We start from the raw sequence: 24,950 nt of genomic DNA, 5'->3' as shown, positions 1-24,950 counted from the left end.
CACCGCCGGGTGCGCGAAGCAGGGATTTCGAAACCCGAACGCGGGCACATCTGCGCGATGCGCCCGTTCGATGCCCGCCACGCCGCCCGCTATCCCGTCCTGATCGGCTGCGACGAGGTCGGCCGCGGCGCGCTCTGCGGCCCGGTGATCGTCGCGGCGGTGCATTTCGATCCCGCCCTCCTGCCGGGGGACCTGCTGGAGGCCCTCGACGACAGCAAGCGCCTCGACGCCGCCACCCGCGAGCGCCTGGCGCCGCGGATCATGGCGGAAGGGCGCGTGGCGCTGGCCGGCGCCTCCCGCGACCTGATCGACCGGATCAACGTGCGCGCCGCCACCCTCGACGCCATGCGCCGCGCGGTGGCGCGCCTCGGCATCGCCGCGGAGGTGGCGGTGGATGGGCGCGACGTGCCGCCCGGCCTGCCCCTGCCCTGCCGGGCCTTCATCGGCGGCGACCGGCTGGTGCCCCAGATCGCCGCGAGCTCGATCGTCGCCAAGGTGGCGCGCGACCGGCTGATGCGGGCGCTGGCGCGGCGCCACCCGGCCTATGCCTGGGAGCGCAACGTCGGCTACGGCACCGCGGCGCACCGGGCCGCGATGGCGAGCCTCGGCCTCACCCGGCATCACCGGCTGAGCTTCAAGTCCAAGAGCCTGTGATTAAGAGCCTGTAACGATGCCCGCGTGACGGCTCCCGGCGAGGCGCCTCACCCCGGCAGGACCGGCGTCTTGCCCGTCGGCAGGCCCGCCAGCACCGATTCGTCGATGGCGAGATGCGCCCGCACCAGGGCGTGCGGGGTGAGCGCCATCCACTGGTTCAGCGACACGTCGGCGTAGACCGGGCTGCGGAACAGTTCGAGGAAGCGCAGCGGCGTCGTGCCGGTATTCTCGATGTAATGCCCCATGGCGAAGGGCACGTAGCCGACGTCGCCGGCCTGGTAATCGAAGGTGCGGGCCTTCGATTCGGAGCCGAACACCGTCATCCGGCCCTGACCCGAGAGGTAGTATTGCCACTCGTCGCCGTTCGGGTGCCAGTGCAGCTCGCGCAACGCGCCCGGCTCCAGCTCGACGAGGGCCGCCGCGATGGTCTTCGAGGCCGGGAAGTTCCTGGAATCGGTGATGCGGACGGTGCCGCCCTTCGTCCGGATCGGCTCCTGGGCCAGCATCCGATGGCTGAAGGCATCCGGCACCGGCCCGGCGCCGCCGGTGCGGTCGCCGGCGAGCGGCCCCGGCATCGGCGCCGGGAAGATGTACTTCTCCTTTTCCGGCAGGTGGGCGAGGGCCGATTCCGGCACCCCGAAATTCTTCGCCAGGATGTCGCGCGGGGTGTGGGCGAGCCAGTCGGTGATCAGGAATGTCGAATCTTCGGAGAAATGGCCGTCGTCGAAGACGAGCAGGAATTCGCAGCCGTCGACATCGCCCGACAATCCCTGGATCGAGTGCGGGATGCCGGACGGGAAGTACCAGAGGTCGCCCTCAGCCACATCGTCCACGAAGGTGCGGCCGGCCTGGTCGACGGCAGTGATGCGGGCGCGGCCCTTGAGCATGTAGGCCCACTCGGCCTCCTTGTGCCAATGCATCTCCCGGGCGACGCCGGCCTTGAGCCGCATGTTGACGCCCGCCATGGCGGTCGAGATCGGCAATTCGCGCACCGTGGTCTGGCGCGCCCAGCCGCCCTCCTCCAGCCGCATGTGGCTGTCGGCGAACGACCATTTCAGGTTCGGCATCGTGCCGTGATCGGTCCTGGGCGGGAGCGTGGTGAACGGCTCCTCGGCCTGGCGCGCCGGGTTGGTGGGCCCGAGGATGTCCGCCCCGTCCTTGCCGCGCACGGGCTGGGCGGCGGTCTGCGCCTGCGCGCCGGCGGCGGTGCCGACGAGACCGGCCGCCGCGGCGGCCAGGGTGTCGCGGCGGGAGATGAGCGTCATGGGTGGCCTCCACCGGTGGGCGGGGCGAGGATGCGCGGCCCCGGACGACGCCCGACAATGCGTCGCCCGGCCATGGGTTCCGCAGCAGGGATGCGGCCTGACGCAGGGCTGGATGGCAGGGCGGCAGGTGTTTCGCGCGGACGATGTCGGTAGTGCGAAGTCTCGGGGCCGATTTGCTCTAGAACACCGACTTGAAACCCACCGCGTCATCCCGGGGCCGCGAAAGCGGAACCCGGGATCCATACCCGCTGACGATACAGGATGAGGCGGGATGCAGTCCGCCGAGTCCTTCGCCGTCAGCGGTTATGGATCCCGGGTTCTCGGCTACGCCGAGCCCCGGGATGTTGGGGTGGACGGCCCCCGCCGGCATCATAAGTGCCAGGTTGAGGTCGTCTGACACCCAACCGAGGAGACCGTCCGTGACGCAGATTAGCATCATCGGCCTGGACATCGCCAAGTCCGTCTTCCAGTTCGAGGCTCAGGACGCGCAGGGCGCCGTGGTCCGCACCGAGCGCCTCTCGCGCGACAAGCTGCTGCCGGCGATCAAGACGATCCCCGCCACCGTGGTGGCGATGGAAGCCTGCGCCACCGCCCATTACTGGGCGCGCCAGATCCGCGATCTCGGCCACGAGGTCCGCCTGCTGCCGCCGGCCTACGTCAAGCCGTTCGTCCAGCGCAACAAGACCGATGCCCGCGACGCCCATGCCATTGCGGTGGCCGCGACCCGCCCCGACATGCCGCGGGTGCCGGTCAAGAGCGTCGCGCAGCAAGGCGCGCGCGGCCTGCACACGGCGCGAGACCTCCTGGTGGGCCAGCGCACCCAGCTGATCAACGCCCTGCGCGGTCACCTGGCCGAGTTCGGGCTGGTGGGGGCCCGGGGCGATGCCGGCGCCAAGGCGGTGATCGGGTTCGTGGAGGCGGGCCACCCCGACATCCCGCGGACGCTCCTGGCGGCCCTGCGGGTGCTGGTCAGGCATTGGCACGAGAAGGTCGAGGCGATCGCCGAGATCGAGGCGCAGATCAAGGCCGAGGCCAAGGCGGACGCGGTGGCCCAGCGGCTGATGACGATCCCGTTCGTCGGGCCGATGATCGCCCATGCGACGCGCGCGGCGATTGGCGAGGGTCAGCAGTTCGACAGCGCGCGCGACTACGCGGCATGGCTGGGGCTGACGCCACGCACCTCCGCCAGCGGGCAGACGCGGCGCACGGGGCGGATCAGCAAGGCGGGCGACCAGCGGCTGCGCCGGCTCTACGTGCTGGGGGCGACGGCGGCGCTGGCCAAGGCCAAGCGTCACCCCGACGACATGGACCCGTGGCTGGCCGAGTTGCTGAAGCGGCGCCCGGCCCGGGTGGCGGCGGTGGCGCTGGCGGCCAAGCTGGCGCGCACCGTCTGGGCGATCCTGACCACCGGCGAGGCGTACGACGCGACGCGCCGGCGCGGTCAGGCAGGTCGGCTTCGTCCCGCCGCCGCTTGAGGAGCGGCGGGACGAAACCTTCGGTGAGCAAGGAGCTGTAAGCACGGCCAAGGCCAGAGCAGGATGAGGGACCCTGGGACCGGGACACTCCGCCACGTCATTGCGCGCAACAGCGCGTCGGAATGTTGGGAGCCTGGTCCTCGCAAGGAACGCTTGTGCGAACCCCTTGGTGGCCCGCCATCGTCCTCGTCCCTTCACGGGGGCGACACGATGGCATCAGAGGCCGGATACATGACTGCTCCTGAACCGACTGGCTCAAACCGATGCTCACAAACCCTTGCGAAACGGGGGCCGTCCATACATGACGAAGAGGGTGTAAAGACTGTCGATTCGGCCCAACAGGCCCTCAAACACCATCACCCGCCCGGTACCGCTCCGGCCGGCTGCCATCCTCGTCGGTGAAGCCGTAGGCCCGCGCCAGGTCGGCGGCGTGCAGCACCCGTCCCGCCTGGGACGCGACCGCGGGATCGCCCGCCAGCGCCGCCAGCGCCCGCCCGGCATAGAGCGGGCTCTCCCCGGCCTCCTCGCCCATCCCGGCCTCCAGCACCCGCTCGGTCCGCACCAGGCCGGGCGCGAGCGCCAGGGCCGTGACGCCGTAGGGCGCCAGTTCCTGCGCCATCGCGAAGGCCAGGCGGTTGGTGGCGGCCTTGGCGAGGTCGTAGAACAGGTCGCCGAGGTAGTCGTCGGTGCCGAACGAGACCAGGGCGAGGAGCCCGCCCTTGGCCGAGACCATGGCGGGGGCGACGGCCCGGGCGAGGATCAGCCCGGCGAGCGGGCCGGTCTCGAGGTTGTGGCGCAAGGGGGCAAGACCGCGGCGCCAGAAGGCGGTGCCCCAGGTGGCGCCGTCGGGGTAGCGCACCCCGTCATAGCCCTCGTTGCCACCCCAGATGCTCGACACCGCGACGTCGATGCGGCCGAAGCGGCGCAGCACCCAATGCACCATCGCGTCCACCTCGGGCTCGCGGGTATGGTCGCAGAGGTAGTGGTGGCCGCGCCCGCCGGCGAGGTCGACCTCCCGGGCGGTGTCCTCCAGGGCCTCCGCCCGCTGGTCGGTGCGGGCCCCGGTCTCGCTGGAGCGGGCGGTGACCACCACGGTGGCACCGGCCTCGCCCAAGGCCCGGGCGATGCCGCGGCCGACCCCGCGCGAGGCGCCGGCGACGAGGCAGACCTTTCCCGACAGGTCCGGGACGCCCGGGGGCCTCACCGGGTGCCGCGGGACAGGAAGCGCTGGAACGCGGCTTGCGCCTCGGGCGAGCGGAGCGCCGCGTCGAAGGCCTGGGCCTCCGCATCCATCGCGGCGCGCACGGCCTCGTGGTCGCCGCGGATCAGCCGGCGGGCGGCGGCGAGCGCCTGGCGGGGCTTCGCCGCGAGCTTGGCGCCCTGCGCCAGGGCGTGTTCGAGGAGCCCGTCGGCCGGCACGACCGCGTTGGCGAGCCCGAGCCGCACCGCCTCGTCGGCGCCGTAGGCCTCGCCGAGGAGCAGCAATTCGGTCGCCTTCACCAGCCCGATCCGGCGCGGCACCAGGTAGCTGGAGGCAGCCTCCGGCACGAGGCCGAGATCGACAAAGGGCATCCGGAAGGTCGCGGCGGGCGCCACGTAGACGAGGTCGCAATGATAGGTCAGCGTCGTGCCGACCCCGACCGCGAGCCCGTCCACCGCCGCCACCATCGGCGTGCGGGTCACGGCGAGCTGGCGGATGAAGCGCAGCGACGGCGCCTCGCCGAAGGATTTCTCCGCCCGGGCGACGAAATCGGCGATGTCGTTGCCGGCGGTGAACACGCCCTCGGTGCCGGCGAAGACCACGGCGCCGACGCCCGACCCTTCACGGTCCGCGCCTTCGAGCGCCTCCCGCATGGCGTCGTACATCGCGCCCGTGAGGGCGTTCTTCTTCTCGGGGCGCACGAGCTGGACGAGGCGGACGCCGCCGGGCTGGTCGGTGATGCGGACGTGGTCGGTCATGGGAAGCTCACCAGTAGATGCTCGGACGGGCGACGATGGGCCCAATCAACGGAATGACACCCACCATGTCATTCCGGGGCCGCGTAGCGGAGCCCGGAATCCAGACACTCAGTTTTCTCAGGAGATGCCGGGACGGTCTCCTCCGCATTCTGAGCCAACTGCGGTTCTGGATCCCGGGCTCCGCTTCGCGGCCCCGGGATGACGCGGAGGGTTCGAAACAGGGGATTTGAACTCTCTTTCGAGAGAGTCCCTCACCCCGCCAGCGCCAGCCCCCCATCCTGCAGGAAGCCGCCGCCGCCGATCACCGTCTCCTCCAGCCCCCGGCTCGCCGTGGCGAGGTTCTCGGCGAAGAAGCGCGCGAGCGCGATGCGGGCCGGGTGCGCCGGATCGCCGTCGCCGGCCTTCGACGCCGCGTTGGCGGCGAGCGCGCTTTGCGCCAGGCAGGTGCCGCCCTGGGCGAGGCCGAACAGGCGGAGATACGGGGTCGCGCCGGCAAGCGCCTCGTCGGGCCGGTTCGAGCCCAGCGCCTTCAGGAGATAGCTTGTTGCCCGGTCCAGCGCCTCGATCGTCTCGCGCAGGCGCGGGGCGGTGTGGCCGAAGGCGGGACCGCCCTCCTTCAGCACCCGCTCGGCGACGAGCCGCATCGCGCCGATCTGGCCGCGCACCACCGCGCCGTTCTCCAGCGGCAGCTTGCGGGTGACGAGGTCGATCGCCTGGATGCCGTTGGTGCCCTCGTAGATCGCGGCGATGCGGGCATCGCGCAGGTGCTGGGCGGCGCCGGTCTCCTCGACGAAGCCCATGCCGCCATGGACCTGGATGCCGAGCGAGGCGACCTCGATGCCGATATCGGTCGAGAAGGCCTTGGCCACCGGGGTCAACAGGGAGGCCCGGGCCTGCGCGCTTCTCCGCGCCGCCTCGTCCGGCGCCCGGTGGGCGCGGTCGATCGCCTCCGCCGTCAGGTAGCAGATGCCGCGGGAGGCCCCCGTCAGGGCCTTCATGGTGAGCAGCATCCGCTGCACGTCGGGATGATCGATGATCGCGCTCGCCCCGTCGGCGGCGGTGCTCGCCCGGCCCTGGCGGCGGTCGCGGGCATACGACAGCGCCTGCTGGTAGGCCCGCTCGGCGATGGCGACGCCCTGGAGGCCGACGCCGAGGCGGGCATTGTTCATCATCGTGAACATGCAGGCCAGGCCGCGGTTGGCCTCGCCGACGAGCCAGCCGGTCGCGCCGTCATACACCATGGTGCAGGTCGGCGAGCCGTGGATGCCGAGCTTGTGCTCGATGCCGGCGCATTTGAGCGTGTTGCGCGACCCGTCCGGCCGCACCTTCGGCACCAGGAACAGCGAGATGCCGCGGGTGCCGGGAGGCGCGTCGGGCAGCCGGGCGAGCACCAGATGCACGATGTTGTCGGTCAGGTCGTGCTCGCCCCAGGTGATGTAGATCTTCTCGCCCGAGATCCGGTACGAGCCGTCGCCGACGGGCTCGGCCCGGGTGCGCATCACCGAGAGGTCCGAGCCGGCCTGCGGCTCGGTGAGGTTCATGGTGGCGGTCCACTCGCCCGAGACGAGCTTCTCGAGGTAGCGCGACCGCAGCTCCTCGCTGCCGTGGCGGCTCAGCGCCTCGACGCCGCCGGCGGTGAGGAGCGGCCCGAGGCCGAAGGCCATGGCGGCGGAGTTCCACATCTCGATGCAGGCGGCGTTGAGCAGGATCGGCAGGCCCTGGCCGCCATACTCGACCGGGCCCGGGAGCGCGTTCCAGCCGCCCTCGGTCCAGGCGCGGTAGGCCTCGCGGTAGCCCGGCGGCATCGTCACCACGCCGTCCTCGAGCGGGGTGCCGTGGCGGTCGCCGACCTTGTTCAGGGGCGCCACCACGTCGTTGGCGAAGCGCCCAGCCTCCTCGAGGATCGTGTCGACGAGGTCGTCCGAGAGGTCGCCGTGCAGGCCCTCCGCGATGGCGCGGTCGAGCCCGGCGACGTGCCGGAGGGTGAAGGCCATCTCGGCCACGGGCGCGCGATAGGTCATCGAGGGCTCCTCCCGGGAGCGGGTCGGCCTCGCCGCGGGAACCGCCGCACGGGTCCCCGGAAAACCGCCCTTTGGATTTGACGTGTGGCTGCCGCCGACGCTACGGCCGGCGGCATGGCGACCGACAGTTTAGACGTGAACGATCCCGCGGGGTCAATGCCGACACGGCGGCTGACCGCCGATGCCGCGGGCATCCTGGAGGCCAGCGCCCTGCTGCGCGCCGGCAAGCTCGTGGCGATCCCGACCGAGACGGTCTACGGGCTCGGCGCCGATGCGGGCGACCCGGCGGCGGTGGCGGGCATCTACGCCGCCAAGGAGCGGCCGCGATTCAACCCGCTGATCGCCCACCTGCCCGACCTTGAGACGGCGCGGCGCGAGGGGGTGTTCGGCGAGGATGCCCTGGCCCTGGCGCAGGCGTTCTGGCCCGGCCCGCTGACCCTGGTGGTGCCGGTCGCCGAGACGGCCCGCGTCTGCGACCTCGCCCGGGCGGGCCTGGGAAGCGTGGCCTTGCGGGTGCCGGCCAGTCCCGTGGCCCGCGCGGTGCTGGCGGCGGCCGGCTGCCCGGTGGCGGCGCCCTCGGCCAACCGCTCGGGGCGGGTGAGCCCGACGGACATCGACCACGTCCTCGGCGATCTCGACGGGCGGATCGCGGCGGTCCTCGACGGCGGCCCCTGCCCGGTCGGCGTCGAATCGACCATCGTCGCGTGCCTCGACGGGCCGCCGGCGCTGCTGCGCCCGGGCGGGGTGTCGCGCGAGGCGATCGAGGCGGTTCTGGGCCGGACGCTGGCGCTGCCGGGTGCGCCGGCGGGGGCGGCTCCGGTCTCCCCGGGGCTCCTCGCCTCGCATTACGCGCCCCGCGCCGCGGTGCGGCTCGACGCCGCGGAGATCCGGCCCGGCGAGGCGGCGCTGCTGTACGGCCCGGTCCCACCGGACGGGCTCGATCGGGCCGCGCTCTCCCTCAATCTCAGCCCGGCCGGCGACCTCGCCGAGGCGGCGGCCCACCTCTTCGCCTTTCTGCGCCGGCTCGACGCGAGCGGCGCGGCGACGATCGCGGTGGCGCCGATCCCGGAGAACGACCTCGGCGAGGCGATCCGCGACCGGCTGGCGCGAGCGGCGGCACCGCGGTGAGCGACCTCATCCTGAATGCCTGTCCGAGGTGACCGATCGAATTGAAACCCGGGATGACGTTTCGAGGGGGCGATGTGGGCGCCAGATCGCACGGCGTGACCGCTCGGACACTTTCCGAGCCGCCGCCCCAAAAAAATTTGCGAAACCCACGGAACCGATCCCGCAGGCCTCGCGTTGATGGGTCCTAGAAGGTCACCTAAGCCCCCATCGACCTTCCGCCTCAGAGGCCCGGATTCGCGTCCGGGCTTTTTTCTTGCGCGGACCGTCAGCCGGCGAGCTTCGCCGCGATGCCGGCGACGTGACGGCCCTGGAAGCGGGCGCCGTCCAGTTCCACCGCGCTCGGCTGGCGGCTGCCGTCGCCGCCTGCAATGGTCGAGGCACCGTAGGGCGAGTTCCCCATCACCTCGGCCGTGCCGAGCTGGCCCTGGAAGCTGTAGGGCAGGCCGACCACCACCATGCCCTGATGCAAGAGCACGGTGTGGAAGCTCAGGATCGTCGATTCCTGGCCGCCATGCTGCGAGGCGGTCGAGGTGAAGACCGCGCCCGCCTTGCCGACCAGCGCGCCCTTCGCCCACAGGCCGCCGGTCTGGTCGATGAAGTTCTTCATCTGCGCGGCCATGTTGCCGTAGCGGGTCGGCGTGCCGAAGATGATCGCGTCGTAGGTGGGCAATTCATCGACCGTAGCGACCGGCGCCTTCTGGTCGAGCTTGTAATGCGATTGCCGGGCGATCTCCTCCGGCACCAGCTCGGGCACCCGCTTGACCACCGCCTCGGCCCCCGCCTCGCGGACGCCCTCGGCCACCGCGTAGGCCATCTGCTCGATATGGCCGTAGGTCGAGTAGTAGAGGACCAGAACCTTCGCCATCGCTTGGATCTCCCGGAGGGTTGCTCGGCGCGGACCATCGCGGATCGCGGGCGCGGGGGAAATGGCCTATGGTGCAAGCCCGCGCTTGCAGGCGCGCAAGGTCGGGAGTTCGATCGCGTGACCGCCGCCCTCGCCTGGGACGATTTCCGGCTGGTGAAGGCCATCTCCGACCAGCGCGGCCTGACCCAGGCGGCCGAGCGGCTCGGCATCAACCATTCCACCGCCTTCCGGCGCCTCGGCCAGATCGAGGCGGCCCTGCGCACGCCGCTCTTCGAGCGCCACCGCACCGGCTACGTGCCGACGCCGGCCGCCGAGGAGATGGTGCGCATCGCCGCCCGGATGGAGGAGGACGTGCTGGCCTTCACCCGGCGGATCGAGGGCCAGGGTCTGAGCCCGGCGGGAGAGCTGCGCATCACCACCGCGGCCTCGCTGCTGAACGGCCTCCTGACCCCGATCCTCGCCGCGTTCTGCGCCCGCTGCCCGGAGGTCCGCCTCGACGTCGTTGTGTCGGAACAGGCGCTCAACCTCGCCAAGCGCGACGCCGACGTGGCGCTTCGCGCCACCAACGACCCGCCCGACACCCTGGTGGGACGGCGCCTCGCCACCATCGCCTGGGCGCTCTACGCCCGGGCCGACCTCGACCCGGAGATGCCGCCCGGCGAGCGGCGCTGGGTCTCGCCGGCACCGCGCCTCGGGGCCGCGGCGGCGGCGCGCTACGTCCAGGAAAGGACCGTGCCTGAGCAGCTGGTCCTGCGCCTCGACACCGTGCAGGGGCTGGCGGATGCGGTGGAGGCCGGAATCGGCATCGGTCCCCTGCCCTGCATGATCGGCGACCGTCGCCCGGACCTCGTGCGGCTGTCGGGACCGGAACCCGAGCTTGCCGCCGGTCTCTGGCTCCTCACCCATCCGGACCTGCGCCGCGCCGCCCGGGTGCGGGCCTTCCTCGACTTCGTCGGCGACGCGATCACCCGCGAGCGCGACCTGATCGAGGGGCGGGCGCCTCAGCGGACCGAGACGATCTCGACCTCGTGACCCGCCACCGTGACGGCGTCGCCCGCCTGCTTGCCGGTGAGCGCGCGGGCGAGCGGCGCCACGTAGGACAGCGTGCCCCTGGCCGGATCGGCCTCGTCCTCGCCGACGATGCGGAAGGTCTGCTCGGTCCCGTCCTCGCGGGCGATCGCGACGGTGGAGCCGAAATGGATCGTGTCGCCGGGCGGCTGCTCCACCACCTGGGCGGAGTTGCGCCGGGCGGTCCAGTAGCGCAGGTCGCGGTTGACCCGGGCCATGTCGGCCTTGTCGTCGGGCGACAGGCCGGCATGCTCGGCGTGCAGCCGGTCCAATTCGGCGTCGATGAGGGCGAGGCCCTCCGGCGTGACGAAGTTCGGGTGCGGGGAGACGGGACGGTCGGGAAGATCCTCGAAGGCCTCCCCGCCCTCCTTCTCGCGAACGAAGGCAATGCTCATGAAACGGGCAATGCGCGGGACGTCGCCAGGGTTCCGCGCATCGCGTCCGCTTACGCGATCGTCACCACGGTGCGCCCGCGGGTGCGCCCGGCCAGGATCTCCGGCCCGCGCTCGATCACCCCGGCGAGCGGCACGGTGGTGGTCATCGCCGAGAGCGCGGAGGGGTCGAGGTCGCGGGCGAGCCGCGCCCAGGCCTCCCGGCGCAAGGGCAGCGGCGCCATCACGCTCTCGATCCCGTAGAGCGCCACCCCGCGCAGGATGAACGGCGCCACGGAGGTCGGCAGGTCCATGCCGCCGGCGAGCCCGCAGGCCGCGACCGCGCCGCCGTACCGGGTCATCGCCAGGGCGTTGGCGAGCGTCGTCGCGCCGACCGCGTCGATCGTCGCGGCCCAGCGCTCCTTGCCGAGGGGCTTGCCCGGGGCGCTCAGCTCGGCGCGGTCGATGATCTCGGCGGCGCCCAGGCCGCGCAGGTAGTCGGCCTCCTCCTCGGCCCGCCCGGTCGAGGCGATGACGTGCCAGCCGGCCCGCGCCAGGAGCGAGACGGCGACCGAGCCGACGCCGCCGGCCGCGCCGGTCACCAGGGCCGGGCCGGCCTCGGGGGTGAGGCCGTGGCGCTCCAGGGCCAGCAGGGCCAGCATCGCGGTATAGCCGGCGGTACCGATCGCCATCGCCTGTTCGGGGGTGAAATTGGCCGGCAGCGCCACCAGCCAGTCGCCCTTGACCCGCGACTTCTCCGCATAGGCGCCGAGATGGGTCTCGCCGGTGCCCCAGCCGTTGAGCACCACGGCGTCGCCGGGCTTCCAGTCCGGGTGGGACGAGGTCTCGACCACGCCGGAAAAGTCGATGCCGGGGATCATCGGCCAGCGCCGCACCACCGGGGCCTGGCCGGTGAGCGCCAGCCCGTCCTTGTAGTTGAGGGTGGAATGGGTGACCCGGACGGTGACGTCGCCGTCCATCAGCTCGGATTCGTCGACGTCCTTGAGCGCGACGCGCTGCCCGCCCTCGCCCTTCTCGATCACCACCGCCTTGAAGGTACCCACGTCGTCGCCTCCCAGCCCGCGCGCGGCGTTCCGGCCGCGTTCGCTCGACGGGGTTTCTGGGGCGCAGCCCCCATGGTGGCAAGGACTCTCGGCAAGGACCCGCCGACGAGACGGCCCGGGGGAACCCGGGCCGTCATGCGGCCAAGCGGACTTGCGCTGGCAGGCCAACGCAAGTCCGCTTGGTTTATTGTTGTCTCGCAGATTTTTGCCGCAAAACCGGCGGCCACTTTTGCGAAATCTGCTCAGTAACCGTCGTAGATGCTGCCGCCGCCGAAGACGAGGCCGGTACCGGCGCCCACGGCCGCCGCGCCGAGCCCGATGCCGGCGCCCGCCAGACCCAGGCCCGCGCCGACGATCCCGCCCGGGGCCGGGCCGGCGGCGTAGCCGCCATTGGCCGGCACCCAGCCGGAGCGGGCGGGCTGGACCAGGACGCGGCGGTTGTAGGAGGCGTAGGCCGGCGGGATCACCTCCGGCACCACCTGGGCCGGGCGCACCAGCACCCGGCGGGTCTGGGTGGCGTAGCGGGCCGGGATCGTGACCCAGCAGCCGACGGTCTGGCCGTAGGCGTCGATCGAGGTCTGCCACACCCGGCGGGCCGGCGCGACCAGCACCTGCTCGGAGACGGTGTCGTAGACCGGCGGGACGACATGGTTCACCCGGCGCGGCGGGCGCACCATCACCTGCTCGGACACCGTGCCGTAGACCGGCGGGGTCGAGACCTGGCGGTAGCAATCGGTGGTGCAGCCATAGCCGCCGGCGACGGCCGGAGCGGCGAAGAGCAGGCCGGCCGCGAGGGCGGTCGCGGCAGTGGCACGGGTGACCCGGGCGGTCATGATTCAGGCTTTCTCGGAGGGTGGCGGGGAAAGGGTCCGCGCAGCACTCTCCAGCGCCACGCTTGTCCGTGAGAGAAGCCGTTCGGGCGCCATCCAGGCAAGCCGATTCCCGGAAGAGGGTAAAATTGCCCTCGGGATTTACTACGTATTTCGGTCGATTACGGAGGGGATCGCGCAAGCCTGAGAGTCGATCGGCGGGCAGGACTCGGGAACCCTCGACTTGTCTTGGCCCGATAGTGTCGCCGTAAACCGTGCCCGCCGATTTTCCGGGGGAAGACGGGCATCCGGAGCCTTGGACAGGCGCGAAGGGCTGCCGATGCCGGAACGCCGATTCACGAAAAAGCCCTCCGGGTTGTCCCGGAGGGCGGCGTCGATCCACGTCTTTGTCGCGTGCTCGGGGCGGCACTTGTCCTGGTGTGACGTGCAGGTTCTAATGGCACAGGCGGGATCGCCCGGAATTTCTTGGGATTTCGCGAGTTCGCCTTATGGCACTGAGGGTTGGCGACCTTGAGGCGGCTGCCGGCATCGGGGTGGCGCGCAGGTTCTAATACCAACGGCCCTAAAGTTTGACCTGTGCCCAGTCCCGCGCGGTGATGGAGGTGACGAGGTCTGGGTCGTTGGCGAAGAAGTTCCAGGCGTCGCAGCAGGCGTCGACGATCTGCTGGTAGGTGCGGTAGACCCGGTGGGCGAGCTTGTTCTGGCGCAGGTACTGCCAGACCAACTCGATCGGGTTCAGCTCTGGAGACGAGGCCGGCAAGTGTAGCAACGTGATGTTGTCCGGCACCACCAGGCCGCGCGGGCGAGGCTTCTTGGCGGTGCCATGATAGCCAGCCCCGTCCAGCACCAGGATCGCGTGCGCGCCGGGCGCCACCTGCCGGCTGATCTCGGCCAGATGCAGCGACATCATCGCGGTGTTGACCGTCGGCAGCACCAGAGCCGCGCTGGTGCCCCGCGCCGGGCAGGCCGCTCCGAACAGGTATGTCCACTTGTAGCGCTGGTCGCGCGGCGCTCGCGGGCGTGTCCCCTTGCGCGCCCAGACCCGCGTCAGCGTGCCCTGCTGGCCGACGCGGGCCTCGTCCTGGAACCAGATCTCGAGCGGCTTGCCGTGGGCGGTCTCGGGGAGGAGTTCCGTCACCCGCGAGGCGAAGGTTTTTTAAAAGCCTCCTGTGCCGCCTCGTCGGCCTTGGGATGCTGCGGGCGCACCGAGAGCCGCACGAAGCCGAGCTTGGCCAAGTGCTTGCCGACCGTACGCTCGTGCATCTCGACCCCGAACAGCTCCCTGATGCGCGCCTGCAGGTCGACCCGGCGCCAGCGCACCACGCCATCCGTGTCCACGTCCGGCCCCGCCTCGACCAGGGCGGCGAGTTGCTGCATCTGCTCGGGCGTCAGCTTGGCGGCGCGGCCCGGCGCCTTACGGTCGCGCAGACCCGCCAGACCCTCGGCGTTGTAGCGATGCACCCAGTCGCGCAGGGTCTGGCGGTCCATCCCACAGGAGCGGGCCGCTCTGGTGCGGTCGGCGCCCTCCAGCACCAGAGCGAGCGCCAGCATCCGACGGGCCGCCGGAATGCTCGGTGCCTTGGAGGAGGCCGCGCGCAACTCCTCGGCGGTCAAATCCGTGCGGGTGATAGCGATCCCGGCCATGGCGATCTCTCCTGATCCGGCAACCGAATCAGAAGCCAAGCCGCGGAGCAACACGCCGAGTCACACTCACCGGCCGTTGGTATAATAAGTGGGATGCTGAGGTCGTACCTGCGGAGGTGGTTCGACATCGCTTTGGATGGCCGGCACCTCCCCGTGGACAGCGAGGATCACCGGCTCAGTCTGCTCGCTGCCGCCGCCCTCGGGCGACTGCTTGGCCACCACAACACCAGCGCTTGTTACGGCCAGCCGTTCTCAGAGCCGTAGCGCCGCCCCTTCATCCATCGTTTCCCGGGCGACCTCCGCCTCAAGCTTGCTGCCGCGCTTGCGAAACGGCTGAACTGTAAATCTGCTCCGCCTGCACGCTACCATGGCGCTCCTCACCACTCCGACGGACGACAGGTTGTAATGAGAACAAAAAAGAACAAGCGCCTGTGTGTCGCGGTCGATTACGGGGATGCCTCAGCGGATTGATTTATTAGGGGTCGTGTCCCTTGGAGTGGTGTAGCTGACCGAGAGCGGGAGATCCCGCCTGCGCGCCCTCCACAGCGCTGTAGCAGGCGGATCTCTCGCGGGGGTGGCCATCGGCGGTGACGGGTTAGGATCGGGTTGCTGACACCAACCCCGAACCCGGGAGACCTCCGATGACCGATGCCGTTATGAGCCTGCGGGCGCTGGCTGAGAAGAGCGCGGACGCGGACGTGCTGCGCGAGATGATCGGCTTTGCCGCGCAGCGCCTGATGGAACTGGAGGTGGGCGGCCTGACCGGCGCGGCCCACGGCGAGAAGAACCCGGAGCGGCTGGCCCAGCGCAACGGGTACCGTGACCGGGACTGGCAGACGCGGGCCGGCACCGTCGAGCTGCGCATCCCGAAGCTGCGGACGGGGAGCGACTTCCCGAGCTTCCTGGAGCCGCGCCGGATGACCGAGAAGGCGCTCACGGCAGTGATCCAAGAGGCCTACATCCAGGGCATCTCGACCCGCGCGGTCGACGATCTGGTCCAGGCGCTGGGCGGGACGGGCATCTCCAAGAGCCAGGTCAGCCGGCTGTGCCAGGAGATCGACGAGCGGGTGAACGCCTTCCTGGAACGGCCGATCGAAGGCGAGTGGCCCTACCTGTGGATCGACGCCACCTGCGTGAAGGTGCGCCAGAACCACCGCATCGTCTCGGTCGCCGTCATCGTGGCGGTGGGCGTCAACACGGACGGGCGGCGCGAGGGGGCACCCATCGTGGCCTGCCACGATGGGAACCCGTGCTGGGCCTCGACATCGGTCCGTCCGAGGCCGAGACCTTCTGGACCGAGTTCCTGCGCAAGTTGGCCCGGCGCGGCCTGCGCGGGGTCAAGCTGGTGATCTCCGACGCCCACGAGGGCATCAAGGCGTCCGTCGCCAAGGTGATGACCGCCTCCTGGCAGCGGTGCCGGGTGCACGTCATGCGCAACGTCCTGGCCCATGCCGGCCGCTCGGGCCGACGCGTCGTCTCGGCCTTCATCGCCACCGCCTTCGCCCAGGAGGACGCCGAAGCTGCCCGCCAGCAATGGCGGCGGGTGGCCGATCAACTCCGGCCCAAGGTGCCCAAGCTGGCTGCCCTCATGGACACAGCCGAGACCGACGTCCTGGCCTCCATGGGCTTCCCGGCCGCCCACCGTGCCAAGCTGCACTCGACAAACCCGCTCGAGCGCCTCAACGGCGAGATCAAGCGCCGCACCGAGGTCGTCGGCATCTTCCCCGACGAGCCCTCGATCCGCAGGCTCGTCGGCGCGATCCTGCTGGAGCAGAACGACGAGTGGGCCGTGCAGCGTTGCCGATACATGACCCTGGAAAGCATCGCCCCGATCGGCGATGATCCCCTCGTCAGCCTGCCAAATCTCGCAGTCTGATCAGTCCGGCCCTGCCGGTCAGCGTGGTGGACTACCATCAGCTACACCACGCCCTGGGACACGATCTCCGTGCGCTGGTACTTCTTGCCTGCCTCGGGCTCGTACCGGGAAAGGAACCCCACCTCGACGAGGACCGCGAGGGCGCCGCGCACCCGGGCTTCCGTGAGCCCAAGGGCCTCGTGCTGGGCCAGGGCCCGCCGGTCGACCGGGATCGCACATAGGAGCCGCCTGGGGCTGCTCCAGAACCGAGCCAGGAACACCGCGAGGGCGAAGGCTGCATCTCGGTTCTTCCGGCCTTCCAAGGCAGTGGACAGCCGATCGCGAACACCGGCCGGCAGCCTGTACGGGCCAGCACTGTCGGGGCACTAGGCGGCCCGGTTGGACACCACCTCATGCCGTTGGTGCGGCTCATCAAATCTCCTTGGGGCAGGCATTTCGCCACCACCTCGAGCATAGGCGTGCGTCATCGTTCGGCCCTCGTCGGGCCGCGGGTCAGCATTCGGCGCCGCCGGTCGGGCGGTCCGTCACAGGCAAGCCGAGCCCGTCTCCGCAAGCGTGGCTTTCAGATTGACTCGCATAGCGATTTCGGGGGATGATCCGAGTTGCAACACGTCGGATCGGCCCCCTCGGGGCTCTAGACCCTGGTGGCCCTGGCAGGCCTCCGGGGTCTTGCTTTTTCAGGTGGCTGCTGTCGCGGCGGTGATCCTGGTAGCGACTCGCGGGATGCGAGCCGCCTTAATCAGCCATTCGGCACGAACGGCAACGGTTCGTCAAACTTTGGCGGGGTTGGCGACCTCAGAGGCCGCGGGATAGATGTCCCGATGGCTGTTCACCCGCTTGGCGGTGAACCAGGCGAGGCCGCGGTTGAGGGACATCCCAGAGGACAAGCGCCGACTTGCCGATGCGCTGCGGATCAGTGCTATGGCCGAGCGCGACCGTCTCGCGGCCTTCGTCCTTGACGAGGCGACGGCGTTCGCGGCCAACCCCTTCCCGTCCACGACGGCCGGCGTTGCCCGCCAGCGCTGGGGCCTGCGCGAGATTGAGTTCGAGGCGATGGAGATTGCTGCGGCAGGACTACCGTGCCTCCTGGCAGCACTGGCCTGCCTACCGTCTGCGGAACCCCTGCGACAGGAGATCCTGCGGACACCGGCCCACGTCCTCTACCTGCTGCATCGGGCAGAGGGCGGGCAGATCGTCGGAGCGGTGCTGCACGGGAAGCCTCGTCTAGCCTTGCCGCTCTTCGTCCAGCCTGATCCTGCTCCTCGCCTCGTAGCTCGGCGACAACGGCGCCGGCAGGTGAGCGCACAGCAACTCGACCTGTTCGCGATCGACGTCCCCTAAGCGGGCTGCCGGATATCAGGCCGTGCCCGCTCCATCGCTTTCGAGAACGACCCTTATCGAAAATGGCCCCTAGCGTCGCCATGCTGCAACGCTCTAATGCTGTAATGCTATAGCACTGAGACGTTAAAATGCTGCAGAATGGCAACGAGTTGGCAGCACGACCCTGAGGCGAGGGCTTACCATGCCCGATCGTGCAGAGACCGCTCAGAGTGGAGGCCGTGTGAAAACGCCGAGGGCACTAACGACATAAGGAAATCTGATCCGCCCGACCGAGGCCCTGCTTGAAGAGAGCGCGGGAACGAACACCGCCAGACCCGGCACGTTGATCACCATCAGCGGCAGGAGCACGCGAATGATCGACCCGACGAAAAGCACCGATCACGGTAAGGACCACCCGCACGACCCAAGTAAGGCCAAGGCGGATTTGGCGGCAGCCAGCGCGCCTGGTCAGCTGAAGCCAGGTGACGATCTCGAAGAGCGGCAGGACCAGTTGCTCGATCAAGCGGTGGAGGAGACGTTCCCGGCCAGCGATCCGATTTCCCCCAAGCGGATCACCAAGTAGCTCGTTCAGGACGACCTGCGACGGGGCATTCGCCGCGCCTGTGCAAGAAAGTGCCATCTGCCTAGGGATGGCGCACAATTGTGCTTGAGAGCGACAGGCACGCAGGCTAAGACCCTCATCCCAGACAGAAAAAAGGCCGCCCAAGAGAGCAGCCCGAAGTCTAGGGAGGAAACGCCCAAGAGGGCGAGCAGGACCGCGACGCCATCGCGGTCGTGCATGGGGTATGTATTCCATGCTTTTCTGCATCGCACCATACGACCTATGTCCCAGGAACCATGCGCGGGGCGCATGGTTGCACTAACGATTTGTGCACATCCAGGTTGTATATGGCGTGGCTCCAGCTAGCCCAGGAGCACGGCCTGAGGAACGGATCGCCAGCTGCCTTTCTCAGCCAGCAGGTCAACCAAGTCGGCCCGTCATTATGACTTCTATAGCGCTACAGCATGATGGCGCTGAAGCGCTATGAGCTCTGCTTCGCCCCGGCCTTCAGCGCCTCGACGGACGGATGCCCGTGCTTCTGCAGCGCGGCATCAATCCCTTCCATGATGACGTCGTGTACCTTCACGTCCCGGGTGAAGGCGATCTCGCGCAGCCGCCTGTGCACCTCGCGCGGCAGGTAGATAGACGTGTGTACCGTTTCGGGGCGCGGGCGCCGTCCAGCTGGCTTCGCGGGGGCCTCAAGCGGTGCCCGATCGGCGGGAGCCTCAGGCTTAGGCGCGGTGGGCTCAGCACCTGGCAGGGTGAGACCGCCTATCAGGGAGGGTCGCTTGCTCATGTCCGGTTACCCTTCATCTTGCGATCCACCCACGCCCACAGCGCCCGGATTTCCTCGGCGGCCTTCCCGTCCGGGGCGAACTCGGTAACGCCCTGCCCGGCCGCGATAGCGTCCTGATGGTCGGCACGCTGCGCCAGCGGCGGCTCTGCCAGGACCCCGAACATGCTCAATCCGCTGGCCGCCTCTGTCGCCCGGGATTGTCTGTTGGTTCGGTTGTAGAGTGATCCCGTTCCGCCTCGGCGGTATGCCCGGTCCGGATGGCCATCCGGACCGGGCGCGGATCGGTCGAGCGTCCCGGGATGGGGCTCGCGCCCGTCGTCATCTGGCTCGCCGGTCCGCATTCCTCGCCACGCTTGATGAGTTGCCTGGGCCTCTCCTCGACGCCCGCAGACAATCCCAAGCGGCCTCAGGATAGACCCGGATGACCCAACCCGCCACCTCACCCACCCGCTTCATCGGAGCCGATGTCGGCAAAGCCGAGATCGTCCTCCACGACAGCCGCGGCAACGCTCGTCACACCATCCCCAACAAGCCCAAGGACCTCGCCGCCTTCGCCGCCAAAGCGGACCTCGATGCGACCTGCCTCGTCATCTGCGAAGCCACCGGCGGCTACGAGGATGCTCTGCTGGCCGCTCTCCTCGCCGTCGGATGCCCCGCCCACCGCGCCGACGCCCGCAAGGTCAAGGCGTTCATCCACTCCTACGGCACCCTCGCCAAGACCGACGCCCTCGACGCCAAGGCCCTGGCGGCTTACGGCCGGGAGCGCCACACCTCCCTGGCCCGCTGGCAAGCCCCTGATCCCGATCAGGAAAACCTCCAGAGCCTGGTGCTCACCCGCGCCGACTTCGTGGCTCAGCGCACCGCCAACCGCAATCGTCTGGCCGCGCCGGGATCTGGACCCGTCCAGGCTTATCTGGAAACCCTCATCACCGCCCTGTCCGAGCAGATCGAGGCGATCGAGGAGGCGATGGCCGAGACCCTGCGCAAGGCCGCCGCGCTCAGCCGGGCCAAGAAGGCGCTGACCTCGATCAAGGGCATCGGCGACACCTCTGCCATCATCCTGCTCGCCCTGATGCCCGAGCTCGGCCGTATCGACCGGCGCCAGGCGACGTCCCTGGCCGGACTCGCCCCGCATCCCAACCAGAGCGGGACCACCGAGCGCTACCGACGCACAAAGGGCGGACGGCCCGAGATCAAGCAGGCTCTGTTCCTCCCCGCCCTGACCGCTACCCGCTTCAACCCCGTGCTCAAAGACACCTACCAGCGCCTCATCGCAGCGGGCAAAAAGCCCATCGTGGCGATCGTCGCCATCATGCGACGCCTCCTCGTCATCGCCAACGCACGCCTGCGCGATGCCTACGCCGAGGAGCAAAAAATCGCGCTCGCAACCGAAGCCAACTGAGTTGATGACGTTGAGAGGTGTCGATGTTTGCGACAGATTGACGAGATCAACCCGTCGATAACGGCTAGAGCATTTTCCGACGAAGTGGATACCGGTTCGTCGCAGAAAATGCGGCAAAATCAACGACCTAGAGAGCTTCGCGATTGCAACGCGATCGTGAAGTGCTCTAGGTGAGCTTAGCGACGCTTGTCTACCACCCGTTGATGCGCGGCCACACGGCCGTCACGCGGTTCTCGCCGTCGAGGACGTGGTAGCGGTCGTATTGCGCGCCCGTCGCGCAGGCGTGGTTCGGCAGGATGCGGACTTGCGCGCCGACGGCCAAGTCCGGCAGGGTGCCGTCCACGCCCTTGCGCAGGGCGACGATGCCGTGCTCCTGGTTGGCGTCGGCCACGATGAGGTCGGGATAGGGCCGGCCCTGCGTGTCGCAGACGAGGCCGTAGCCCTGCTCCACCGCCTGGCGCGCCGTGCCGCGGTCGCGCGAGAGTGCCATCCAGCCGGCATCGACGATGATCCAGCCCTTCGCCCGCTGGTGGCCGATCACGGTGGCGAGGACCGAGACGGCGATGTCCTCGACCGCCACCGAGCCGACTCCGGCCTGGAACAGGTCGCCGAGCATGTAGACGCCGGCCCGGACCTCGGTGATGCCGGTGAGGTCGCGGGCAAAGCGCGCCGTCGGCGTCGAGCCGACGCTGACCACCGGGCAGGGCAGGCCCGCCGCCCGCAAGGCGTCGGCCGCCGTCACCGCGGCGACCCGCTCGTTCTCGGCGGCTGCCGCCAGGGCCTCGGGATCGCGCAAGGAATAGCTGTCGCCGGCATGCAGCATCACGCCGCGCAAGGTCGCGCCGCCCGCGACGAGCGTCCGGCCGATCGCCACCAGGGTGTCGCCGTCATCGGGCGCGACGCCGGAGCGGTGGCCGTCGGCATCGACCTCGATCAGGACCGGGATCGCGTCGCCGCTCGCCCGGGCATGGGCCGCCACGGCCTGCGCCTGCTCCAGGCTGTCGAGGATGATCGCGAGGTCGGTGCCGCCGGCCCGGATCGCCGCGACCCGGGGCAGCTTCGCCGGCGCGATGCCGACGCCGTAGATCATGTCGCGCACGCCGCCCTCGGCGAAGTACTCCGCCTCCAGCAGGGTCGAGACGATGGCCGGGCCCTCGGGGAGGTCATGGCGATGCGGCCGACCTCGCGGGACTTCGCGGTCTTGAGGTGGGGGCGCAGGCGCACGCCGAGGCCGGTCAGATGGGTCCGCATCCGCTCGGCATTGGCGCGCAGGCGCGCCTCGTCGAGGAGCAGGCAGGGGGTCTGCAGGGTGTCGAGCGGCTCAGGCATGATCGCGTGCATCCTCCGGTCGCGACGGGTCCGGCCCGCAGGAAGCACGGGACCGGCCCCTTGCGCCATTAACGCCGCCTGCCTGTTACGTTAAGCTCCCAGTTAATGCTCGGACCCGACGACCTCCGCTTCTTCCTCGCCATCGCCGAGGCGCCGTCGCTCGCCGCCGCCTCGCGGACCCTCGACGTGTCGCCGCCGGCGGTCACCCAGCGCCTGCGCGCCCTGGAGGAACGGCTGGGGGTGCATCTCGTCGACCGGGGCGGTCGGCACCTCGCGCTCACCGACGAGGGCGAGCTGATCGCCGAGCGCGGCCGCGCGATCCTGGCGGCGTTGGGAGACCTCGACGAGGCGCTGGCGGCCCGGCGCGGGCAGGTGGTGGGGCACTTGCGGATCGTGGCGCCGCTGGGCTTCGGCCGGGCCTATGTCGCGCCCGTGGTGGCGGGGTTCCAGGCGGCGCACCCGCAAGTGGCGATCGACCTCATGCTCTCGGACCGCCTCGGCGGCGTGCCGGAGGGCACGTTCGACCTCGCGATCCATGTCGGCGAGATCGCCCAGGCGGCGCCCGGCCTGATCGCCCGGCGCCTCGCCCCCAACGACCGGGTGGTCTGCGCCGCGCCGGCCTATCTCGCCGCCCGGGGCGAACCGGCGAGCCCGCAGGACCTGCACGCCCATGCCTGCATCGCGTTGCGCGAGAACGACGAGGACGTGACCCTGTGGCGCTTCCGGCGCGACGGCGCCGAGACGCGGATCCGCATCGAGCCGCGTCTGGCCAGCAACGACGGCGAGGTGGTGCGCGGCTGGGCGCTGGCCGGCCGGGGCATCATCCTGCGCTCGGAATGGGACGTCGCCGCCGATTTGCGGGCCGGGCGCCTCGTCCGCCTGCTCGCCGACCACGCCCTGCCCGAGGCGCCGGTGATGGCGCTTCTCGGCGCCCCCCGCCGCGCCCGCGCCGCCCGCACCGGGCGCTTCCTCGACGCGCTCGCCGCCGCCCTCGACCCGCCGCCCTGGCGCTGATCTTGGCGGTCATCTTGGCGGTCATGACGACGGCCTCACGCGAACGCGATCCCGCCGGCCTCGCCAGCGCCGCAGAGTCCGGGTAACCCGGGATCATGCTGCCTCGCCGCCTCGCCCTCCTCCTCGCCCTTCTGGCTTCCTGCCTCGCCCTCGGCACCGCCGGGGCGCAGGTGCCGCGGCCGTCGAAATATGCCGACCTCGTCCGGGCCGAGCTGGTGACGCAGGAGAGCGCCGTCGCGCCCGGCGCCACCCTCACCGCCGGCGTGCGGCTGACGATGAAGCCGGGCTGGCACGTCTACTGGCGCAATCCGGGCGATTCCGGCCTGCCGCCGGAGATCGTCTGGACCCTGCCCCCGGGCTTCTCGGCCGGGAGCATCGCGTGGCCGGCGCCGGAGCGGATCCCGGTCGGCGACCTGATGAATTTCGGCTACGAGGGCGAGGTGCTGCTGACGGTGCCGCTCACCGCGCCGGAGACGCTCGGCGCCGGGCCCGTCCCGCTCAAGGCGAAGGTGTCCTATCTCGTCTGCGAGCGCGAATGCGTGCCGGGCGAGGCGACCCTGTCGGCGAGCTTGCCGGTGGCACCCGCCGGGACCAGCCCGCGGCCCGATTCCCGCACCGCCGCCCTGTTCGCGCAAGGCCGCGAGCGGCTGCCCGAACCCGCCCCCTGGCCGGTCCGGATGCGGCTGGATGACGGCGTTCCGGTGCTCGACATCGACGCGCCCGGCCTCCAGGCGCGGGACGTCGCGTTCTTTCCCTATTCCGAGACCGCCCTGGAGCATGCCGCCGCGCAAGGCGCGACGAGCGACGCGACCGGCCTGCACCTGCGGCTCCAGCGCAGCAGCCAGGCCGCGCCCGACGCCCCCCCGCCCCAGGCCGACGGGGTCCTGACCTTCACGGAGGAGACCGGATCGGGCCCGGTCCGCCGCGCCTACGCCCTCGGCACGGCGACGCCGGTACCCGGCACCGTCGCGGCGGCGTCGGTCGCGGCAACCCCGATCCCCGTCATCCCCGCCTCGGGGCCGGGCGGGGCCGAGGGCCTGTGGCAGGCGGCATTCCTCGCTTTCCTGGGCGGGCTCCTGCTCAACCTGATGCCCTGCGTCTTCCCGGTTCTGTCGATCAAGGTGCTGAGCCTAGTGCGCCATTCCGGCGAGAGCCCGGGCCGGGTGCGGCTGCACGGCCTCGCCTACGCGGCCGGCGTGCTGGTGACCTTCCTCGGCCTCGCCGGCCTGCTGATCGCGCTCCGGGCCGGCGGCGCCCAGATCGGCTGGGGCTTCCAGCTGCAATCGCCCCTGGTGGTGGCGGGCCTCGCCTACGGGCTCTTCGCCATGGGCCTGAGCCTGTCGGGGGTCTGGCATCTCGGCGGCCGGGCGGCGGCCCTCGGCGACGGCCTGACCCGGCGCGCCGGGCTCGAGGGCTCGTTCTTCACCGGCGTGCTGGCGACCGTGGTCGCCACGCCCTGCACCGCGCCGTTCATGGGCGCGGCGGTCGGCTACGGCCTGACGCAAGGGCCCGCCGTGGCGCTGACGGTCTTCGCGGCGCTCGGCCTCGGCCTCGCCCTTCCCTTCGCCCTGCTGGCGGCCTGGCCCGCCGGCTTGCGCCGCCTGCCGCGGCCCGGCGCCTGGATGGAAGCCCTGAAGGGCTTCCTCGCCTTCCCGCTCTACCTCACGGTGGCCTGGCTGATCTGGGTGCTGAGCCAGCAGGTCGGCTCCGCCGGACTGATGGCCGCGCTCACCGGCCTGGTGCTGGTGGGCTTCTGCGCCTGGGCGATCGAGCGCGGCCGGATGGCGGGCCCCCTCGCCCGGCGCGCGGCGCAAGGCGCGGCACTCCTCGGCCTCCTCGGGCTCGCGGGCCTCGTCGCGGTCCTCGACCGCGACCGCGCCGGCCCGGTGACGGTGGCGAGCGCCGACGGGATCGAGCCGTTCAGCCGTGCCCGGCTCGACGCGCTCCTCGCCGCGCGCCGGCCGGTCTTCGTCAACATGACGGCGGCCTGGTGCATCACCTGCCAGGTCAACGACCGCGCCACCCTGCGGGCGGCCGCGGTGCAGGATGCCTTCAGGGCCCACGACGTGGCGCAACTCAAGGGCGACTGGACCAACCAGAACCCGGAGATCACCCGGGTGCTGGAGGCCAACGGCCGCTCCGGCGTGCCGCTCTACCTGCTCTACGACGGGCGCGGCGGCGTCGCGGTGCTGCCGCAGATCCTGACCGAGGCGACGGTGCGCGAGGCCCTGGCGGCGCTGCCCGCCGGGACCGGGCCGCGGGCGGCCTTGCCGTGAGGCCCCGGTTCAGGCCAGCCATGCGCGAAAG

Annotated in this window: 21 protein-coding genes and 2 pseudogenes; 10 read left to right on the top strand and 13 right to left on the bottom strand. The window is 70.8% G+C overall.

Annotation, left to right across the window (positions count from 1 at the left end; genetic code table 11):
* The first annotated feature begins 57 nt into the window (after positions 1–57).
* Positions 58–654 (top strand): ribonuclease HII, encoded by a 597-nt coding sequence (locus F1D61_RS20280; protein WP_203153573.1) that lies wholly within the window; start codon positions 58–60, stop codon positions 652–654.
* Positions 655–701: 47 nt separating this feature from the next.
* On the opposite strand, the gene F1D61_RS20275 is transcribed toward F1D61_RS20280, so the two are convergent.
* A complete protein-coding gene (locus F1D61_RS20275; RefSeq protein ID WP_203153571.1) occupies positions 702–1,919 on the bottom strand; it encodes an oxalate decarboxylase family bicupin in 1,218 nt (405 codons plus the stop codon).
* A 419-nt stretch (positions 1,920–2,338) separates the two neighbouring features.
* On the opposite strand from F1D61_RS20275, the gene F1D61_RS20270 reads away from it, so the two are divergent.
* Positions 2,339–3,394: an IS110 family transposase gene (locus F1D61_RS20270; protein WP_246775433.1), complete on the top strand. Its 1,056-nt coding sequence runs from the start codon at positions 2,339–2,341 to the stop codon at positions 3,392–3,394.
* A gap of 346 nt (positions 3,395–3,740) precedes the next feature.
* Here F1D61_RS20270 and F1D61_RS20265 read toward each other — a convergent pair whose 3' ends face one another.
* From F1D61_RS20265 to F1D61_RS20255, 3 genes are all read right to left on the bottom strand, one after another.
* Positions 3,741–4,598 (bottom strand): SDR family NAD(P)-dependent oxidoreductase, encoded by an 858-nt coding sequence (locus F1D61_RS20265; protein ID WP_203153569.1) that lies wholly within the window; start codon positions 4,596–4,598, stop codon positions 3,741–3,743.
* Entirely contained in the window at positions 4,595–5,353 is a 759-nt protein-coding gene (locus tag F1D61_RS20260; protein ID WP_203153567.1) for an enoyl-CoA hydratase-related protein, read from the bottom strand. The genes F1D61_RS20265 and F1D61_RS20260 overlap by 4 nt, the downstream gene beginning before the upstream one ends.
* 251 nt (positions 5,354–5,604) lie before the next feature.
* On the bottom strand, positions 5,605–7,374 hold the full coding sequence (locus tag F1D61_RS20255) for an acyl-CoA dehydrogenase (RefSeq protein WP_203153566.1): 1,770 nt from the start codon (positions 7,372–7,374) through the stop codon (positions 5,605–5,607).
* 156 nt (positions 7,375–7,530) lie between these two features.
* Here F1D61_RS20255 and F1D61_RS20250 point away from each other — a divergent pair, with 156 nt between their 5' ends.
* The gene (locus tag F1D61_RS20250; protein ID WP_432443156.1) at positions 7,531–8,502 is read left to right on the top strand and encodes an L-threonylcarbamoyladenylate synthase; all 972 of its coding nucleotides are present in this window, start codon (positions 7,531–7,533) and stop codon (positions 8,500–8,502) included.
* 265 nt (positions 8,503–8,767) lie between these two features.
* Here the strand turns inward: F1D61_RS20250 and wrbA are convergent, their stop codons facing one another.
* A complete protein-coding gene (wrbA, locus tag F1D61_RS20245) occupies positions 8,768–9,367 on the bottom strand; it encodes an NAD(P)H:quinone oxidoreductase (protein WP_203153562.1) in 600 nt (199 codons plus the stop codon).
* 117 nt (positions 9,368–9,484) lie between these two features.
* On the opposite strand from wrbA, the gene F1D61_RS20240 reads away from it, so the two are divergent.
* Complete coding sequence (locus F1D61_RS20240; protein ID WP_203153560.1) at positions 9,485–10,399, top strand: LysR family transcriptional regulator; 915 nt, start codon at positions 9,485–9,487, stop codon at positions 10,397–10,399.
* On the opposite strand, the gene greA is transcribed toward F1D61_RS20240, so the two are convergent.
* From greA to F1D61_RS20220, 4 genes are all read right to left on the bottom strand, one after another.
* Positions 10,369–10,830 carry a transcription elongation factor GreA gene (gene greA, locus F1D61_RS20235; RefSeq protein ID WP_203153558.1) on the bottom strand — a complete coding sequence of 154 codons (462 nt, stop codon included), beginning with the start codon at positions 10,828–10,830 and terminating at the stop codon, positions 10,369–10,371. The two genes, F1D61_RS20240 and greA, sit on opposite strands and share 31 nt — an antisense overlap.
* A 50-nt stretch (positions 10,831–10,880) precedes the next feature.
* On the bottom strand, positions 10,881–11,870 hold the full coding sequence (locus F1D61_RS20230; RefSeq protein ID WP_203153556.1) for an MDR family oxidoreductase: 990 nt from the start codon (positions 11,868–11,870) through the stop codon (positions 10,881–10,883).
* 242 nt (positions 11,871–12,112) lie between these two features.
* The gene (locus F1D61_RS20225) at positions 12,113–12,703 is read right to left on the bottom strand and encodes a hypothetical protein (RefSeq protein ID WP_203153554.1); all 591 of its coding nucleotides are present in this window, start codon (positions 12,701–12,703) and stop codon (positions 12,113–12,115) included.
* A 559-nt stretch (positions 12,704–13,262) separates the two neighbouring features.
* Positions 13,263–14,344, bottom strand: a protein-coding gene (locus F1D61_RS20220) for an IS630 family transposase (RefSeq protein ID WP_203153552.1) whose coding sequence is annotated in 2 segments (ribosomal slippage) — positions 13,263–13,852 and positions 13,852–14,344 — 1,083 coding nt in all. Because the reading frame shifts where the segments join, the coding sequence is not laid out codon by codon here.
* A 641-nt stretch (positions 14,345–14,985) separates the two neighbouring features.
* Here F1D61_RS20220 and F1D61_RS20215 point away from each other — a divergent pair.
* A pseudogene (locus F1D61_RS20215) lies at positions 14,986–16,220 on the top strand (IS256 family transposase).
* Positions 16,221–16,261: 41 nt separating this feature from the next.
* Here F1D61_RS20215 and F1D61_RS20210 read toward each other — a convergent pair.
* Positions 16,262–16,522, bottom strand: a complete 261-nt coding sequence (locus F1D61_RS20210; RefSeq protein WP_348649369.1) for a hypothetical protein — start codon at positions 16,520–16,522, stop codon at positions 16,262–16,264.
* A 619-nt stretch (positions 16,523–17,141) separates the two neighbouring features.
* On the opposite strand from F1D61_RS20210, the gene F1D61_RS20205 reads away from it, so the two are divergent.
* On the top strand, positions 17,142–17,561 hold the full coding sequence (locus F1D61_RS20205) for a hypothetical protein (RefSeq protein WP_246775432.1): 420 nt from the start codon (positions 17,142–17,144) through the stop codon (positions 17,559–17,561).
* Between the two features lie 352 nt (positions 17,562–17,913).
* A complete protein-coding gene (locus F1D61_RS20200; RefSeq protein WP_048428263.1) occupies positions 17,914–18,123 on the top strand; it encodes a hypothetical protein in 210 nt (69 codons plus the stop codon).
* A gap of 460 nt (positions 18,124–18,583) precedes the next feature.
* Here the strand turns inward: F1D61_RS20200 and F1D61_RS20195 are convergent, their stop codons facing one another.
* Positions 18,584–18,898 (bottom strand): hypothetical protein, encoded by a 315-nt coding sequence (locus tag F1D61_RS20195; RefSeq protein ID WP_203153550.1) that lies wholly within the window; start codon positions 18,896–18,898, stop codon positions 18,584–18,586.
* Complete coding sequence (locus F1D61_RS20190; protein ID WP_348649368.1) at positions 18,895–19,062, bottom strand: hypothetical protein; 168 nt, start codon at positions 19,060–19,062, stop codon at positions 18,895–18,897. The genes F1D61_RS20195 and F1D61_RS20190 overlap by 4 nt, the downstream gene beginning before the upstream one ends.
* Positions 19,063–19,319: 257 nt before the next feature.
* Between F1D61_RS20190 and F1D61_RS20185 the strand changes: the two genes are divergently transcribed.
* Complete coding sequence (locus tag F1D61_RS20185) at positions 19,320–20,300, top strand: IS110 family transposase (protein WP_203153548.1); 981 nt, start codon at positions 19,320–19,322, stop codon at positions 20,298–20,300.
* A gap of 190 nt (positions 20,301–20,490) precedes the next feature.
* Here the strand turns inward: F1D61_RS20185 and F1D61_RS20180 are convergent.
* Positions 20,491–21,641: pseudogene (locus F1D61_RS20180) on the bottom strand (DSD1 family PLP-dependent enzyme).
* A gap of 93 nt (positions 21,642–21,734) precedes the next feature.
* On the opposite strand from F1D61_RS20180, the gene F1D61_RS20175 reads away from it, so the two are divergent.
* Positions 21,735–22,643 (top strand): LysR family transcriptional regulator, encoded by a 909-nt coding sequence (locus F1D61_RS20175; protein WP_203153545.1) that lies wholly within the window; start codon positions 21,735–21,737, stop codon positions 22,641–22,643.
* A gap of 95 nt (positions 22,644–22,738) precedes the next feature.
* Complete coding sequence (locus tag F1D61_RS20170) at positions 22,739–24,919, top strand: protein-disulfide reductase DsbD family protein (RefSeq protein WP_246775431.1); 2,181 nt, start codon at positions 22,739–22,741, stop codon at positions 24,917–24,919.
* Positions 24,920–24,950: the final 31 nt, after the last annotated feature.

The organism is Methylobacterium aquaticum, assembly GCF_016804325.1.
In the GTDB taxonomy this organism is placed as follows: Bacteria; Pseudomonadota; Alphaproteobacteria; order Rhizobiales; family Beijerinckiaceae; genus Methylobacterium; species Methylobacterium aquaticum_C.
The sequence above is the reverse complement of the archived record's forward strand: the minus strand, read 5'-3'. Positions and strand labels throughout refer to the sequence as shown.

Coding starts and splice junctions, on each gene's coding strand:
- F1D61_RS20250 (WP_432443156.1), top strand. CDS start 7,531: ATGCCGACACGGCGGCTGACCGCCGATGCCGCGGGCATCCTGGAGGCC.
- F1D61_RS20200 (WP_048428263.1), top strand. CDS start 17,914: ATGATCGACCCGACGAAAAGCACCGATCACGGTAAGGACCACCCGCAC.
- F1D61_RS20175 (WP_203153545.1), top strand. CDS start 21,735: ATGCTCGGACCCGACGACCTCCGCTTCTTCCTCGCCATCGCCGAGGCG.
- F1D61_RS20185 (WP_203153548.1), top strand. CDS start 19,320: ATGACCCAACCCGCCACCTCACCCACCCGCTTCATCGGAGCCGATGTC.
- F1D61_RS20195 (WP_203153550.1), bottom strand. CDS start 18,898: ATGAGCAAGCGACCCTCCCTGATAGGCGGTCTCACCCTGCCAGGTGCT.
- wrbA (WP_203153562.1), bottom strand. CDS start 9,367: ATGGCGAAGGTTCTGGTCCTCTACTACTCGACCTACGGCCATATCGAG.
- F1D61_RS20205 (WP_246775432.1), top strand. CDS start 17,142: ATGGCCGAGCGCGACCGTCTCGCGGCCTTCGTCCTTGACGAGGCGACG.
- F1D61_RS20260 (WP_203153567.1), bottom strand. CDS start 5,353: ATGACCGACCACGTCCGCATCACCGACCAGCCCGGCGGCGTCCGCCTC.
- greA (WP_203153558.1), bottom strand. CDS start 10,830: ATGAGCATTGCCTTCGTTCGCGAGAAGGAGGGCGGGGAGGCCTTCGAG.
- F1D61_RS20190 (WP_348649368.1), bottom strand. CDS start 19,062: ATGTTCGGGGTCCTGGCAGAGCCGCCGCTGGCGCAGCGTGCCGACCAT.
- F1D61_RS20255 (WP_203153566.1), bottom strand. CDS start 7,374: ATGACCTATCGCGCGCCCGTGGCCGAGATGGCCTTCACCCTCCGGCAC.
- F1D61_RS20170 (WP_246775431.1), top strand. CDS start 22,739: ATGCTGCCTCGCCGCCTCGCCCTCCTCCTCGCCCTTCTGGCTTCCTGC.
- F1D61_RS20280 (WP_203153573.1), top strand. CDS start 58: ATGCGCCCGTTCGATGCCCGCCACGCCGCCCGCTATCCCGTCCTGATC.
- F1D61_RS20225 (WP_203153554.1), bottom strand. CDS start 12,703: ATGACCGCCCGGGTCACCCGTGCCACTGCCGCGACCGCCCTCGCGGCC.
- F1D61_RS20275 (WP_203153571.1), bottom strand. CDS start 1,919: ATGACGCTCATCTCCCGCCGCGACACCCTGGCCGCCGCGGCGGCCGGT.